This window comes from Novosphingobium sp. G106 (genome assembly GCF_019075875.1).
Taxonomy (GTDB): Bacteria; Pseudomonadota; Alphaproteobacteria; order Sphingomonadales; family Sphingomonadaceae; genus Novosphingobium.
The window spans coordinates 3904853-3917313 of the sequence record NZ_JAHOOZ010000001.1; the positions used below are offsets into that span (position 1 = coordinate 3904853).

Annotated in this window: 14 protein-coding genes and 1 pseudogene; 7 read left to right on the plus strand and 8 right to left on the minus strand. The window is 66.3% G+C overall.

All coding sequences use genetic code 11. The annotated features are described in order from the left end of the window. Window positions 1-50: 50 nt before the first annotated feature. Window positions 51-863, plus strand: coding sequence for a sterol desaturase family protein (locus KRR38_RS18585; protein ID WP_217404371.1), 813 nt, complete (start codon window positions 51-53; stop codon window positions 861-863). A 39-nt stretch (window positions 864-902) separates the two neighbouring features. On the opposite strand, the gene KRR38_RS18590 is transcribed toward KRR38_RS18585, so the two are convergent. The 3 genes from KRR38_RS18590 to KRR38_RS18600 are packed head-to-tail and all read right to left on the minus strand — an operon-like array spanning window position 903 to window position 3725. Then, the gene (locus KRR38_RS18590) at window positions 903-1832 is read right to left on the minus strand and encodes an LLM class flavin-dependent oxidoreductase (protein ID WP_217404373.1); all 930 of its coding nucleotides are present in this window, start codon (window positions 1830-1832) and stop codon (window positions 903-905) included. Between the two features lie 13 nt (window positions 1833-1845). Further along, window positions 1846-2904 carry a hypothetical protein gene (locus KRR38_RS18595; protein WP_217404375.1) on the minus strand — a complete coding sequence of 353 codons (1059 nt, stop codon included), beginning with the start codon at window positions 2902-2904 and terminating at the stop codon, window positions 1846-1848. A 14-nt stretch (window positions 2905-2918) separates the two neighbouring features. Then, window positions 2919-3725: an SDR family NAD(P)-dependent oxidoreductase gene (locus KRR38_RS18600; protein ID WP_217404377.1), complete on the minus strand. Its 807-nt coding sequence runs from the start codon at window positions 3723-3725 to the stop codon at window positions 2919-2921. A 215-nt stretch (window positions 3726-3940) separates the two neighbouring features. Here KRR38_RS18600 and parA point away from each other — a divergent pair, with 215 nt between their 5' ends. Then, complete coding sequence (parA, locus tag KRR38_RS18605) at window positions 3941-4567, plus strand: ParA family partition ATPase (RefSeq protein ID WP_217404378.1); 627 nt, start codon at window positions 3941-3943, stop codon at window positions 4565-4567. A gap of 6 nt (window positions 4568-4573) precedes the next feature. Here the strand turns inward: parA and KRR38_RS18610 are convergent, their stop codons facing one another. After that, entirely contained in the window at window positions 4574-4888 is a 315-nt protein-coding gene (locus KRR38_RS18610) for a hypothetical protein (RefSeq protein ID WP_217404380.1), read from the minus strand. Beyond that, window positions 4881-5325: pseudogene (locus tag KRR38_RS18615) on the minus strand (DUF983 domain-containing protein). The gene KRR38_RS18610 and the pseudogene KRR38_RS18615 overlap by 8 nt, the downstream one beginning before the upstream one ends. A gap of 60 nt (window positions 5326-5385) precedes the next feature. On the opposite strand from KRR38_RS18615, the gene KRR38_RS18620 reads away from it, so the two are divergent. Then, window positions 5386-6789, plus strand: a complete 1404-nt coding sequence (locus KRR38_RS18620) for a PLP-dependent aminotransferase family protein (RefSeq protein ID WP_217404384.1) — start codon at window positions 5386-5388, stop codon at window positions 6787-6789. A 4-nt stretch (window positions 6790-6793) separates the two neighbouring features. After that, complete coding sequence (locus KRR38_RS18625; protein ID WP_217404386.1) at window positions 6794-7276, plus strand: GNAT family N-acetyltransferase; 483 nt, start codon at window positions 6794-6796, stop codon at window positions 7274-7276. Window positions 7277-7307: 31 nt separating this feature from the next. Here the strand turns inward: KRR38_RS18625 and KRR38_RS18630 are convergent, their stop codons facing one another. Further along, on the minus strand, window positions 7308-7793 hold the full coding sequence (locus tag KRR38_RS18630; RefSeq protein ID WP_217404388.1) for a hypothetical protein: 486 nt from the start codon (window positions 7791-7793) through the stop codon (window positions 7308-7310). A 363-nt stretch (window positions 7794-8156) separates the two neighbouring features. On the opposite strand from KRR38_RS18630, the gene KRR38_RS18635 reads away from it, so the two are divergent. Both KRR38_RS18635 and KRR38_RS18640 read left to right on the plus strand, forming a co-directional pair. Next, window positions 8157-9305, plus strand: a complete 1149-nt coding sequence (locus tag KRR38_RS18635; protein WP_217404390.1) for an aminotransferase class I/II-fold pyridoxal phosphate-dependent enzyme — start codon at window positions 8157-8159, stop codon at window positions 9303-9305. Next, the gene (locus tag KRR38_RS18640; protein ID WP_217404392.1) at window positions 9302-9661 is read left to right on the plus strand and encodes a GFA family protein; all 360 of its coding nucleotides are present in this window, start codon (window positions 9302-9304) and stop codon (window positions 9659-9661) included. Before KRR38_RS18635 ends, KRR38_RS18640 begins: the two co-directional genes overlap by 4 nt. On the opposite strand, the gene KRR38_RS18645 is transcribed toward KRR38_RS18640, so the two are convergent. Continuing rightward, the gene (locus tag KRR38_RS18645; RefSeq protein WP_217404394.1) at window positions 9658-10443 is read right to left on the minus strand and encodes a helix-turn-helix domain-containing protein; all 786 of its coding nucleotides are present in this window, start codon (window positions 10441-10443) and stop codon (window positions 9658-9660) included. The genes KRR38_RS18640 and KRR38_RS18645 overlap by 4 nt on opposite strands. A 135-nt stretch (window positions 10444-10578) precedes the next feature. Between KRR38_RS18645 and KRR38_RS18650 the strand changes: the two genes are divergently transcribed. Then, window positions 10579-11739 (plus strand): MFS transporter, encoded by a 1161-nt coding sequence (locus KRR38_RS18650; protein ID WP_217407333.1) that lies wholly within the window; start codon window positions 10579-10581, stop codon window positions 11737-11739. Here the strand turns inward: KRR38_RS18650 and KRR38_RS18655 are convergent. Beyond that, the gene (locus KRR38_RS18655; protein WP_254514865.1) at window positions 11711-12364 is read right to left on the minus strand and encodes a PEPxxWA-CTERM sorting domain-containing protein; all 654 of its coding nucleotides are present in this window, start codon (window positions 12362-12364) and stop codon (window positions 11711-11713) included. The genes KRR38_RS18650 and KRR38_RS18655 overlap by 29 nt on opposite strands. Window positions 12365-12461 lie beyond the last annotated feature (97 nt).

Sequence of the window (12461 nt, forward strand, 5' to 3'; positions counted from 1 at the left end):
AGGCCACGGCGGAAGGTGCAGCAGGACGGCGCAACGCACCGGGAGCCGTCATGCCAGCCTTTCCGCCCCTCGCCATCCTGCTCGACAAGGGCGCCTCGATCTACGCCTTCGATTTCGGGCGCTATTTCGTGGCCGCCACGCTGATAAGCGCCGTCGTCTGGGCGATGCGCCGCAGCCGCTATGCGGGACGCAGGATACAAACGCGTGAGGCGGGAAATCCCGACCGCCGCCGCGAGTTCGTCCATTCGCTGCGCACGATCGCGGTTTACACGCTCGTCTCGTGCTTCATCGTCTGGGGTGTGCAGCTAGGTGTGCTGCACCGCTTCCAAGGCAGCTACGGCCTCGCCGGCGACCTCCTTCTGCTGGCCGTGCTGATCCTGGCGCACGACACCTATTTCTACTGGGTTCACCGCGCGATGCACCATCCGCGGCTGTTCCGGCTGTTCCATCGCACGCATCACCGTTCGATCACCCCGACGCCCTGGGCGGCCTACAGCTTCGCCGTTCCCGAAGCCTTCGTGATGATCGCCTTCGTGCCGCTATGGCTCGCAGTCGTTCCCACGCCGGTGCGCGTGACGCTGACCTGGATGATCTTTCAGATCCTGCGCAACGCCATGGGCCATGCCGGCTTCGAGCTTCACCCCCGCTGGTGGCTGGCGAGCCCGCTCACCCGCTGGATCACCGCCACGACGCATCACGACCTCCACCATTCGGGCGGCTTCAACAGCAACTACGGACTCTATTTCACCTGGTGGGACAAGTGGATGGGGACGGAGCATCCGCGCTATGCTGAGACCTTTGCCCGTGCCGTGGCTGATCGATCCAGCCCGGCGCAGAAGCCCGGAACCGCTGCGGGCAGCTAGCGGCGGCTCGGCCTACAGGAGCGCTTACAGCTGGTTGAGTTAAGTCGTCCGGTCCTCGATGGCCGGCAGAACTTCGCGAACGAGCAGCCGCGTCTGTTCGAGCAAGTCGGCGATCCCGCTGGCGATGGGCAGCACGACGAACTTCGCCATGCCCACCGCAACGTGCACTCTGAGCGTCGCGATCACCTCCTCGGGCGAGCCCAGGGCGAAGGCGTGCGTCCCCTCGGCGCGGTCCTCCTTGGGCAGCCGGGCGTTCAGGTTAGCGCGTGCGGTGACGATCGCAGGATCGTCCGCCGCGCCGATGCGCAAGGGCAAGGTCACGCCGTAGTGGTCGGGCTCGATGATGCGGCCCGTTTCCGCCAGCGCCGCTTCGATCTTCAGTTTGGTCTCGCCGGCCTTGCCGGCATCGAGCAGGCCGCCCAGCCAGCCGTTGCCGAGTAGCGCGGTGCGACGGACGGCGGCGGCGGAGTGCCCGCCCATCCACAGCGGGATCGGCCGCACCGGCCGGGGCAGGACGCCTGGGCCGTGGTACTGGAAATGCTGGCCGGCGAAGTCGACTTCGTCCTGCTCTAACAACAGCCGGATCAGCGCAAGCGCCTCGTTGCCCCTTCGCCCGCGCTCGGTGGGATCGGCAGAGGTGGCGGTGTAGAACGGATCCGAAGCGCGACCGATGCCAAAAACCGGGAACACCCGACCTTCACTCAGATAGTCGATCGTCGCGAGCTGCTTGGCGACGAGCACCGGATCGCGAAACGGCACGACCAAGGCGTTGGTGCCGAAGCGCATGCGCTCCGTCCGGCCTGCGAGCGCGGCAAGCATGGCCAGCGGCTCGGGCGTGGCGCCGAGCAACTGGTCCGAATGCCAGATAGAGTCGATCCCGCTTTGCTCGCAGAGATCGACCCATGCGAAATAGTCGCGCGGCGAGAGCGGTGCGGCCAGCCCCGAGCTGACGCCGATCCGCACGCTCATCGCCTGCGGGCCTCTACCCGGCCAGCCCCGGCATCTGCACGACGCCGAGGTCGATGTGGCTGACCACGCCGGGCGCCGCATCGCAGACTGCTGGCACCGCGGTGGCGCCGACGATGCCGGTCCAGGGCAGGCCGTGGAACGGGCGGCGGCCGTCGGCCTCGGGCATGCCCATCACCTTCACTTCCATCGGCGGGTCGCCGTGGATGCGGACGCGATAGCAGGACTCGCCCTCTTCCCAGAGCGGGTCGAGATCGTCGGTGCTGTCGCCGAGCTGCCAGAAGAAGTTGAAGATGATCAGCGGCTTGCCGTCGGCCCAGGCGGTCCATTCATAGTGCTGGCCGCCGACGGTTCCCTTCTTCACTTCGCCGTAGAGATGGGTGATGTCGCGTTTGGCCTTGGCGACCTCGAACTTGACCGTAACCTTCTCTATCTCCTTGCCCAGGCCCTTGGCCAGCATGTCCATCGACGAATAGAACGCTTTGTAAGTCTCGGGCGAGCGGCGCGGATTGGCGAGCAGGAATTCGGGATCGAGCCCAAAGCCGGCCATCTCGGTATAGATCATCGGGTTGCGGACCTTGTCGATGATCTCTGTGACCTCGACCGTGTCGACCCGCGCCATCAGCCGCGCGAGGGTCAGCGGCAGGATGTCGCCCGAGAAGCCCGGATGGACGCCGCAGCCGTGGAACGAGACGTTGCCTTTGGCGCAGGCCGCCTCGATCTGCGCGGCGGCTTCGGGGAACCACTTGTTCGGCAGGAACGGTCCGGCCGGCGAGACGACGTTCTTGCCCGATTCGAGCAGGCGGCATGCGGTCTCGATCAAGGTCGGCCCCTGCGCCGGCGCATAGAGCACGCAGTCGGCGTCGAGCGCGATCATCGCCTCGAAGTCATCACTGGCGAGGACGCCCGTCTTGGGCAGGCCGGCGAGATCGCCCGCATCCTTGCCCGCCTTTTCGGGATTGGTGACATAGACGCCGACCAGCTCGATCGCCGGGTTCTGGATGAAATGGCGGAGCGCCGCGGTGCCGACCGTGCCGGTGGCCCACTGGATGACGCGATATTTCTTCTCGGCCATAGGACTGCCCTTCCTTAGTTGAGGCTGCGGATCTGGCCGCCGTCGACGCGGTAGTTCGCGCCCGTGACATAGCCCGAGCGCGGGCTGGCGAGCGTGCAGATGATGATCGCGAGATCTTCGGGAATGCCGAGCCGGCCGGCCGGCGGCAAGGTGAACACGCCGGCGCCGACGAGCAGATCGGTCACTTCCTCGAAGCTCGCGTTCGGGTTGTTGAGACGGTCGCGGCCCATGCGCAGCAGCCCGTCGACCATGACGATGCCCGGCGACACGGTGTTGACCGTGATGCCCTTGCCCTTGAGCGCGCCTGCCAGGCTGACGGTGAAGTTGTTCATCGCCGCCTTGGCGGCCGAATAGTCGCCGCCCATGTTGTTCGGCTGAACCGCGACCGCGCTCGACACGTTGATCACCCGTCCGAACTTCGCCGCTTCCATATCGGGAATCGAGAGGTTGGTGAGCCGGATCGCCGCGAGCGCATTGGCGTTGAAATTGGAGAGGTAATGCTCGCCCGAGATCTGGTGCGGCGGCTTGGTCGAATTGCCTTCGGAATTGCCGCCGGCATTGTTGATCAGGATCTCGATATTGCCGCCGAGCGCGGCCACTGCCTCGGCGTGGACCGCGTCGCAGGCCTCCTGGGTGCTGAGCTCGCCGATCGCGACGCCTACCGCTCCCATCTCTTTGGCTACGGCCTCGGCCCGCGCGCGATCCCGACCATGGACCACGACTTTCGCGCCCTCTTCGGCCAGCATCCGCGCAACCGCAGCGCCGATGCCGCTGCTGCTGCCGGTGACGAGCACGCGGCGGCCCGTGAGCTGTAGATCCATCTGTCCGTCTCTCCCGAGTCTTCGCGCGCCCGATTCCGTCTCGCGCGCAGGGTAAGGCCGCCGGTCCCCAAGGGCCAGCGGCGAAGTGGCCGGAGCTACACCACAGCGGCCCAGCACCGCATATCCCCAAATGGGAAGCAACGCGGCGAGGTGCGGCCTTGGTGACAGACGCCCTCACGAAGCGTATCCTGCTTCCTCGGAATGCAAGGAGCATCATGGCGACAGTCGCGATCGTGAGCCAAAAGGGCGGCTCGGGCAAAACCACGCTCGCCATCCACCTCGCCACCTCGGCGGCGATCCGCGGCAAGATCGCTTGCGTCATCGATACCGATCCACAGGCCAGCGCCGCCGCCTGGGGCGACTGGCGCGGCGACTTCCAGCCCGAAGTGATCACCTGTCCGCCGGTGCGGCTGCCGCGAACGATCCAGGCCGCCGAGCAGAAGGGCGCGAAGCTGATCGTCATCGACACCCCGCCGCATGCCGATGCCGCCGCACGCGAGGCGGTGAAAGCGGCTGACCTTGTGCTTATCCCGACGCGGCCGCGCGCCTTCGACCTCCAGGCGATCGAGGCCACCGCCGATCTCGTCGCCAATACCGGCACGCCGGCCTATGTCCTGCTCAACGCGGTGCCGGCGCGGGCAACCAACCTGATCGCCGAAGCCAGCAGCTTCATCGAAGGGCTGGGCCTGAAAGTCTGCCCGATCCGCTTCGGCGACCGCGCCGCCTTCCACCAGTCCTCGGCCGCAGGTCAGATCGCCAACGAAGCCGATCCAGAAGGCAAGGCAGCCGGCGAGGTCGAAGCCTTGTGGCAGTGGCTGCGCAAGGAATTGAAGATCAAGTAGGCCCGCTCAGTCGCGATGGAAGAACGGCGGCCGGCCCATCAACACGTTGCGCGCCATCTCGCCCTTGTCGTGTGAGGCCAGCGACCCGCCGGGCAGCGCGTCGTCCCAGAACTCGGCATCGGCATAGGCGCGAAGCGCCGCTTCGTGGCGTTCGCTACGCACGGCCTGGGCTTCGAGCAGCGCCATCGCGGTGAGGACTTCGGGAAAGTCGTCGCCACCACCCGCCAGCACCATCGTCGCAAGATCCTGGCGGCGCATGCCGTTCAGAAAGGCCGCCGCCAGATCGCGCGCCTGCTCGACGAGCGAGGGCGCCTCAGCCATCGGCCTTGTCGCGCGCATGGAGCTGCGCCCAGAGATGCTCGGTGCCCGCTTCCTGCGCCTTGTTGACGTATTGCGAGGCGACGAGCCAGCCCTTGATCGGCTGGAGCGGGAAGATGCAGCCGAGCCCCAGCAGAGGAAACGAAGTCAGCAGGTGGACCCAGAACGGCGGATCGAAAGCGACCTGCAGCCAGACCACGAAGAAGATCAGCGGGAAGGCGATGATGCAGAGCGAGAAGAAGGCCGGGCCGTCGTCGGGCGCGGCGAAGTTGTAGTCGAGCCCGCAGACGGGGCAGGTGTCGTTGAGCTTGAGCCACTTGCGGAACATCGCCCCCCTCGCCGCAGCGCGGGCAGAGGCCTTTCCAGCCGCAGTGGACGATCCACTCGAACTTCTCGCGACCTTCGAGAACAGTCTTGGCGAGAACGGGCTTGGTAGTCATGCCACACCTTTTCGCGACTCCGCCCTTGCGGAACCCTTGCACGGTCCATATGGTGTTTGTATGCAAACAAAGTCAATACAAACTGACGTACAAAATTGGCTACCCGAAATCGGGCATGCTTCCGGTCCGAAATACCTCTCGATCAGCGCGGCGCTCGGCCGCGACATCGACGCGGGCCGACTGCGGCCCGGCGACCGCCTGCCGCCCCAGCGCGAACTGGCCGATGCGCTGGGCGTCGATCTCGGCACCGTCACCCGCGCCTATGCCGAAGCCCGCCGACTCGGCCTGATCGACGCCGACGGCCGCCGCGGCAGCTTCGTGCGCGAGGCGGCCCCGGCGATCGAACAGATCGCACCCTTCGACACGGGCATGAACCTGCCGCCGTTGCCGCTGCGAAGCTCGCTGCCCGAACGCTACGCCGCCGGCCTGCGCGAAATCCTTTCCGGGCCCGCTGCCGCCAACCGCCTGCAGTACCAGCCCAGCGGCGGCGCCCCGCAGGACCGGCAGGCGGGCGCAGACTGGCTCGCCCAGCGCGGCATCGACGCCGACGAGGACAACGTACTCGTCGTCAGCGGCGCGCAGACCGCGCTCCACGCCATTGCCAATTCGGCGTTCGAGCCCGGCGACGCGATCTGCACGGGCCCCTTCGTCTATGCCGGCTGGCTGGCGATCGCGCGGCGCCTGGGCCTGCGGATCGTGCCCGTAGCCGCCGATGCCCAGGGGATCGATCCCCAAGCGCTCGAACGCGCCTGCACCGAACAGACGATCCGCGCGGTCTACCTGGTGCCGACCAACGACAACCCGACCACCGCGACGATGGGCATCGAGCGCCGACGCGCCCTGGCCGAGATCGCCCGGCGGCATGACCTGCGCATCATCGAGGACGACGCCTACGGCCGGCTCGGCTCCGATCCGCTGCCGCCACTGGCCGCGCTCGCGCCCGAGCGGACCTGGCATGTCGCCAGCCTGTCGAAGATCATCTCGCCCTCGCTGCGCGTCGCCTACCTTCGCGCGCCCTCGCTGCGCGATGCCTGGCGGCTGGTCGCCGACGTTCACGAGACCACGATCATGGCTCCCTCACTCAACGTCGCGGTGGCGACGCAGTGGCTGCGCGACCAGACCTGGGCCGAACTGGTCGCCGAAGTCCGCGCCGAATGCATCGCCCGCCAGGCGATCGTGGCCGAGATCCTCCCACCCGGCAGCTACCGCGCCGACCCCGAGGGCTACCATCTGTGGATCCCGCTCGCCGGAGACATGACCCCTGCACAGTTGGTAAGCGCGCTCGCGCCGTCTGGCCTCTCCGCAGCCTCGAGCGAGGCCTTCGCCGCCGACCGCAGCGAACCGTCGCGCGGCATCCGCGTCTCGATCGGCGGTAGCCTCAGCCGCGAACGCCTGCCCCGCGCGCTGGCGCTGCTCGACGCGCTGCTCCACCACCGCGGCAATCGCGCCGCGCCCATGGTCTGACGGCATGATCATCCGCCCCGCCGAGCCGCGCGACGCCGTAGCGATCACGGCCATCATCATGCCGACTATCCGCGACGGTACGACCTACGCGCTCGATCGCACGATGAGCGAAGCCGACGCCCTCGCCTACTGGACCGCGCCCGACAAGGCGACTTTCGTCACCGAGGAGGACGGCGTGATCCTCGGCACCTACTACCTGCGCGCCAACCAGGCGGGCGGCGGCAACCACATCGCCAACTGCGGCTACATGACCGCCACTGCCGCCACGGGCCGCGGCGTCGCACGTCGCATGTGCGAGCACTCGCTCGACCAGGCGCGGGCGCGCGGCTTCCGCGCGATGCAGTTCAACTTCGTCGTCAGCACCAACGAACGCGCCGTCCGCCTCTGGCAGAGCCTGGGCTTTGCGGTCGTCGGTACCCTGCCCGGCGCTTTCGCCCATCCGGTGCTGGGCGAAGTCGACGCGCTGGTGATGTACCGAAGGCTCTAGTTACTGCTCCCGATCAATTTGCGCGCTCGAATCAATCCGAGACCTTCTCAACCCATTGCCAAAAGGGGTCTGATGAATCAGGATCTCCCGTGAACGCGAGCGATTTGACGATTTCTATCCCACGCCGCGGTATCGAAACATCAAATGTTTGCATCACCCAGTCCGCGAAGGCGTCGTTAGGCCCAATGATGTGTTCGGTATCCTCACCGTACATCTTTGCGAATTCGCTGCCCCAGCAAATTTCATCATAGCCGATGGCGATCAGTCGAAGAAAGTCGACCGGATCGTCAGCCAATACACAGGCCATAGTGGAGCCCGAACCGGAACCCATATGGACGATCTTCTGCGAACCATCATCGGCCAACCAGAACGCCGCCAACGACCCCTCGCTGCCGGTTTTGGCAAAAGCGCTCAATCTCCGTGCAATTTTCGGGTTGTCGGAACCGAACCAATATTTGAGGTCTGATGCGGCCTCCGCACCAAAACTGATGTCTGTGCCCCCCAGGTCGCCCCTCATCGGTCCAGCCTTCCCGCATCTTGTCTTGTGGGAAAAGAAAGCCTCGGCGCTCCTCCTCAGTATCTTCGTAAAGCCCATTCGCCTCGATCCAATAGAACAGTTGGATCAGCGGGTCCGGAAGTATCATGCCCGGGGAGAGCGTGTCGCCAATTTCGCGGGCAAGCCGCGATTTGTGCTTACCGCGCAAGCGTCTTCTCGCCTCATGGAAGCTAATTATCATGGCGGACTATTTATCAGACACCGTGGCAGGTCCGATAGGTTCGCCAGCCCGTGTTACATCCACAACCGACCAAGTTCGATCTCGAACCGGTCGTGCCGCCTATCCCGATTGCGCCTCCGCGCGCCTCATGCGACGAAGAACGCATGACCGCGACGATCGATCCCTTCCACGCCATTGCCATCGGCGAACTCGCCTATGACCTTGCGAGCCAAGGCCGGTCGGTGATCCACATGGAGTACGGCCAGCCCTCGACCGGCGCGCCCGCCGCGGCGATCGCAGTGGCGCATCAGGTGCTCGACAGCGATCCGATGGGCTATTGGGAGAATCCCGGCCTGAAGGCGCGGATCGCGACGCTCTATGCCGAGCAGCACGGCGTTTCGATCCGGCCCGAGCAGGTGGTCCTGACCTGCGGCGCTTCGCCCGCGCTGGTGCTGGCACTGTCGACGCTGTTCGCCCCCGGCGCGCGGGTTGCGCTGGCCCGGCCCGGCTACGTCGCCTACCGCAACGTGCTGAAAGCGCTGCACATGGAGCCGATCGAGCTCGACTGCGGCGAGGCCGAGCGCTTCCAGCTGACCGCCGCGGCGCTCGATGCGCTGGAGCCGGCGCCCGAAGGCGTGATCGTCGCCAGCCCGGCCAACCCCACCGGGACGGTGATCGCCGAGGACGAGATGGCGCGGATCGCCGAGGTCTGCCGGCGCCGCCGCATCCGCCTGGTCTCGGACGAGATCTACCACGGGATCAGCTATGTCGGCCCGGTGCGCTCGGCACTGGCCTTCGCGCCCGATGCGCTCGTGATCAACTCGTTCTCCAAGTACTTCTCCATGGCCGGCTGGCGGCTCGGCTGGCTGGTCGTGCCTCCGGAACTGATCGAGCCGGCGCGGGCGCGGATGGGCAACCTGTTCCTCACGCCGCCGAGCCTCGCGCAGCATGCCGGGCTCGCGGCGATGGACTGCCGCGAGGAGCTGGAGCGCCACGTCGCGACCTATGCGCGCAACCGCAGCGTGATGCTGGCGGGGATCGGCCGACTGGGCCTCAGCCACATCGCGCCGCCCGACGGCGCGTTCTACATCTATGCCGACGTGGGGCATCTATCCGAGGATAGCCTGTCCTTCTGCCGGCGGATGCTAGAGGAAACCGGCGTCGCCACGGCGCCGGGGATCGATTTCGATCCCGTCCACGGCGGCCGCTTCATCCGCTTCAGCTTCGCGGTCTCGACCGCGCTGGTCGAGGAAGCGCTGGCCCGCCTCGAACCCTGGTTTGCCGCGCAACCGCGCCTGACGGTGCCGGCGTGACGCGGCCCGAGGCGCGCTACGAAGGCTCGTGCCACTGCGGCGCCGTGCGGTTCGCGATCACCACCGACTTTCCCGAACTGACCACCTGCGACTGCTCGATCTGCCGTCGCAAAAACGCGCTGATGGTGAAAGTCCACGAGAGCAAGTTCGAGCTTCTTTCCGACACCGACGGCCTCCAGGAATACCAGTTCCACACCCACACCGCGCGGCACTTCTTCTGCCGGACCTGCGGCATCTATCCGTTTCACCGCAAGCGCGTAACGCCCGACTTCCTGGGCATCAACGTGTTCTGCCTGGAGGATTTCGAACCTGACGGGATCCCGGTACGAGCCACGGTCGGCAAGGGTATGGCCTAAGGCTCGCCACGCTCCGATTGATAGCGGCTCGGCGGAACACCCAGTGCGCGGCGGAACATCGTCGAGAAGCTCGCGGTACTCTCATAGCCCAGGTCGAGCGCGATCGTGGTCACCGAAGCCCCCTCCCCCAGCCGTTCGAGCGCCGCAGCGATGCAGGCCTGCTCGCGCCATTCGGCGAAACTCATGCCAGTCTCCTGGCGAAAGCGGCGCGTGAAGCTGCGGCGGTTGAGGCGCAGCGCCTCGGCCCATTCGTCGACCCCGCTCTTGATGCTGGGGCTTTCGAGGAAAGCATGGCACCGCGCCGCGAGCGCCGGTTCGCGCGGGAAGGGGATGGCGAGCGGGATCACCGGCGCCTGGGCCACTTCGGCGACGATCAGCCGCATGACGAGGCCGTCGCGCCCGGCCTCGTCGTATTCGTGCGGGATTGCGGCGGCATCCTCGAGCAGCGCGCTCAGCAGCGGCGATACCTCGACCACGCGGCAGCGCGGATCGAGCGCATCGCCGGGTGCCGGCTCGATCATCACGCTGCGCGTGCTGACCTTGCCGATCATGCGCACCGCATGCGGCGTACCAGCCGGAATCCACACCCCGCGATGCGGCGGGCAGACCCAAGCCCCCTGCGGCGTGCTGACCGCGATTACACCCGTGGTCGCGTGGAGGAACTGGCCGCGCCTGTGCGTATGCCGGGCCAGCTCGAACGACGGCGGATAGTCATTGCCGATCCCGAGCACCGCACGCGGCACCTCGATGTCGGGATCGTTTTGCCATTGGCCCAAATTCATAACAGAAAGGCTTCTAGTCATAAGCGGGACAAGTTGGAAGCTGCTAGGGAGCGCTCACGAAGGAGAATTCCATTGGCCACTGTCAGCCCCGCAACCCAAACGAGCATCAAGCCCAGCGCCGCAAACGCCACGGTCATGGGCGTGCTCGTGGCCATCAGCCTCTGCCACCTGATCAACGACATGATGCAGTCGCTACTGCCGGCAATCTATCCGGGGCTGGCCAAGGAACTGACGCTGAACTTCAGCCAGATCGGACTGATCACGCTGGTCTACCAGATCACCGCATCGATCCTGCAGCCGATCATCGGCCTTGTCGCCGACAAGAAGCCGGTGCCGCTGGCGCTGCCGATCGGCACGCTGTTCTCGATGGCCGGGCTGCTCGTGCTGTCGATCGCCCACGTTTATGCGCTGGTGTTGCTCGGCGCGGCGCTGCTCGGCATGGGCTCGTCGATCTTCCATCCCGAAAGCTCGCGCGTCGCGCGCATGGCCAGCGGCGCCCGGCACGGTTTCGCGCAGTCGCTGTTCCAAGTCGGCGGTAATGCCGGGCAGGCGCTGGGGCCGCTGGCGGCGGCGCTGGTCGTCGTCCGCTACGGCCAGACCAGCCTCGCCTTCTTCGCGCTGCTGGCGCTGCTCTCGGCCGCGATCCTGTGGAACGTCAGCCGCTGGTACAAGCATCACGGCCTCGCGCGGCTGCAGGCCGGGCGCAAGGCCCGTGGTGCCGCGCCGCTGCCGAAGGGCAAGGCACGGATCGGCATCCTGGTGCTGCTGGGCCTCGTCTTCTCGAAGTACATCTACCTCGCCAGCCTGACGAGCTTCTACACCTTCTACCTGATCGAGAAGTTCCACCTGACGGTCGCCCAGGCACAGTTCCAGCTGTTCCTGTTCCTCGCCGCCGTTGCCGCGGGCACGATCGCCGGCGGGCCGCTGGGCGACCGCTTCGGGCGCAAGTACGTGATCTGGTTCTCGATCCTCGGTGCGCTGCCCTTCACCCTGCTGCTGCCCCATGCCAGCCTGCTGTGGACGCCGCCGCTGGCGATGCTGGTCGGCCTGATCCTCGCCTCGGCCTTCCCCGCGATCGTCGTCTTCGCGCAGGAGTTGATGCCCGACAGCGTCGGCATGGTCTCGGGCCTGTTCTTCGGCTTCGCCTTTGGCGTCGGCGGCATCGGCGCGGCGGCACTAGGCTGGACGGCAGACCGCGTCGGCATCGAGACCGTCTACCAGTGGGTCGCCTTCATGCCACTGTTCGGGCTGCTCGCGATATTCCTGCCTAAGGTCGAGAAGGCACCGGCGCGCTGATCCTGCGGCGGCGCATCGCAGCGCCGGTGAGCCCGAAGCCGAGAATGGCCATCATCCAGGTGGCCGGCTCGGGCACACCGGCGCCACGCAGCGAAGCCGTGAACGTGGCCGCCACCGGCGTCCGGTTGGGATCGAGCTTGAGGACGCCGCCGCTGGTATCGACGAAGCTGCGGAAGAAAGTACTGGCCGTCAGGTTGGCCGAAATCGGGCCCAGGCTCGATGCGCCGTCCCAAGTCGCGAACACCGATGGCGTCGTGACGAAGGCAAACGTATTACCGGTCGGCACCGGCGGATAGAACTCGATGAAGCCGAACGTGTTCTGCGGCATGTTGACGAAGCTTACGCTCGGATTGGTCAGCGTCACTTCGCCGAGCGAGCCGAGCTTGAGCACGGCGCTGCTGTTCAACACGAAGTAGCAACCTGCGATCACGCCGCTCGCGTTTGAACACTGCTTACGCGTGGCAAGGTCGCCGATCGTCGTAATCGAGAAATTGCCAGAAAAGCTCTGCCCGGCAAGAGTGCCGCTCGCCGTGCTCGAAACGGTGTACAGCATTTCGGCCGCGGCCGCCGGCGTGGCCAATGCCAGACCAACAATCGCCCAGAATGCGGTAACGAAACCGCGCATCATCCTATCCCCCCCCTGTTTTCTGCCCTTCCGCGCATCGTGGTTAACCAGATGGGAAGAGTCAAATCAGTCCATGGAAATCAATCCATTATGGAGG

Excerpts from the sequence above, each read along its gene's own strand:
- KRR38_RS18585 (WP_217404371.1), top strand. The coding sequence starts at position 51 with ATGCCAGCCTTTCCGCCCCTCGCCATCCTGCTCGACAAGGGCGCCTCG.
- KRR38_RS18590 (WP_217404373.1), bottom strand. The coding sequence starts at position 1,832 with ATGAGCGTGCGGATCGGCGTCAGCTCGGGGCTGGCCGCACCGCTCTCG.
- KRR38_RS18595 (WP_217404375.1), bottom strand. The coding sequence starts at position 2,904 with ATGGCCGAGAAGAAATATCGCGTCATCCAGTGGGCCACCGGCACGGTC.
- KRR38_RS18600 (WP_217404377.1), bottom strand. The coding sequence starts at position 3,725 with ATGGATCTACAGCTCACGGGCCGCCGCGTGCTCGTCACCGGCAGCAGC.
- parA (WP_217404378.1), top strand. The coding sequence starts at position 3,941 with ATGGCGACAGTCGCGATCGTGAGCCAAAAGGGCGGCTCGGGCAAAACC.
- KRR38_RS18610 (WP_217404380.1), bottom strand. The coding sequence starts at position 4,888 with ATGGCTGAGGCGCCCTCGCTCGTCGAGCAGGCGCGCGATCTGGCGGCG.
- KRR38_RS18620 (WP_217404384.1), top strand. The coding sequence starts at position 5,386 with ATGCAAACAAAGTCAATACAAACTGACGTACAAAATTGGCTACCCGAA.
- KRR38_RS18625 (WP_217404386.1), top strand. The coding sequence starts at position 6,794 with ATGATCATCCGCCCCGCCGAGCCGCGCGACGCCGTAGCGATCACGGCC.
- KRR38_RS18630 (WP_217404388.1), bottom strand. The coding sequence starts at position 7,793 with ATGAGGGGCGACCTGGGGGGCACAGACATCAGTTTTGGTGCGGAGGCC.
- KRR38_RS18635 (WP_217404390.1), top strand. The coding sequence starts at position 8,157 with ATGACCGCGACGATCGATCCCTTCCACGCCATTGCCATCGGCGAACTC.
- KRR38_RS18645 (WP_217404394.1), bottom strand. The coding sequence starts at position 10,443 with ATGAATTTGGGCCAATGGCAAAACGATCCCGACATCGAGGTGCCGCGT.
- KRR38_RS18650 (WP_217407333.1), top strand. The coding sequence starts at position 10,579 with ATGGGCGTGCTCGTGGCCATCAGCCTCTGCCACCTGATCAACGACATG.
- KRR38_RS18655 (WP_254514865.1), bottom strand. The coding sequence starts at position 12,364 with ATGCGCGGTTTCGTTACCGCATTCTGGGCGATTGTTGGTCTGGCATTG.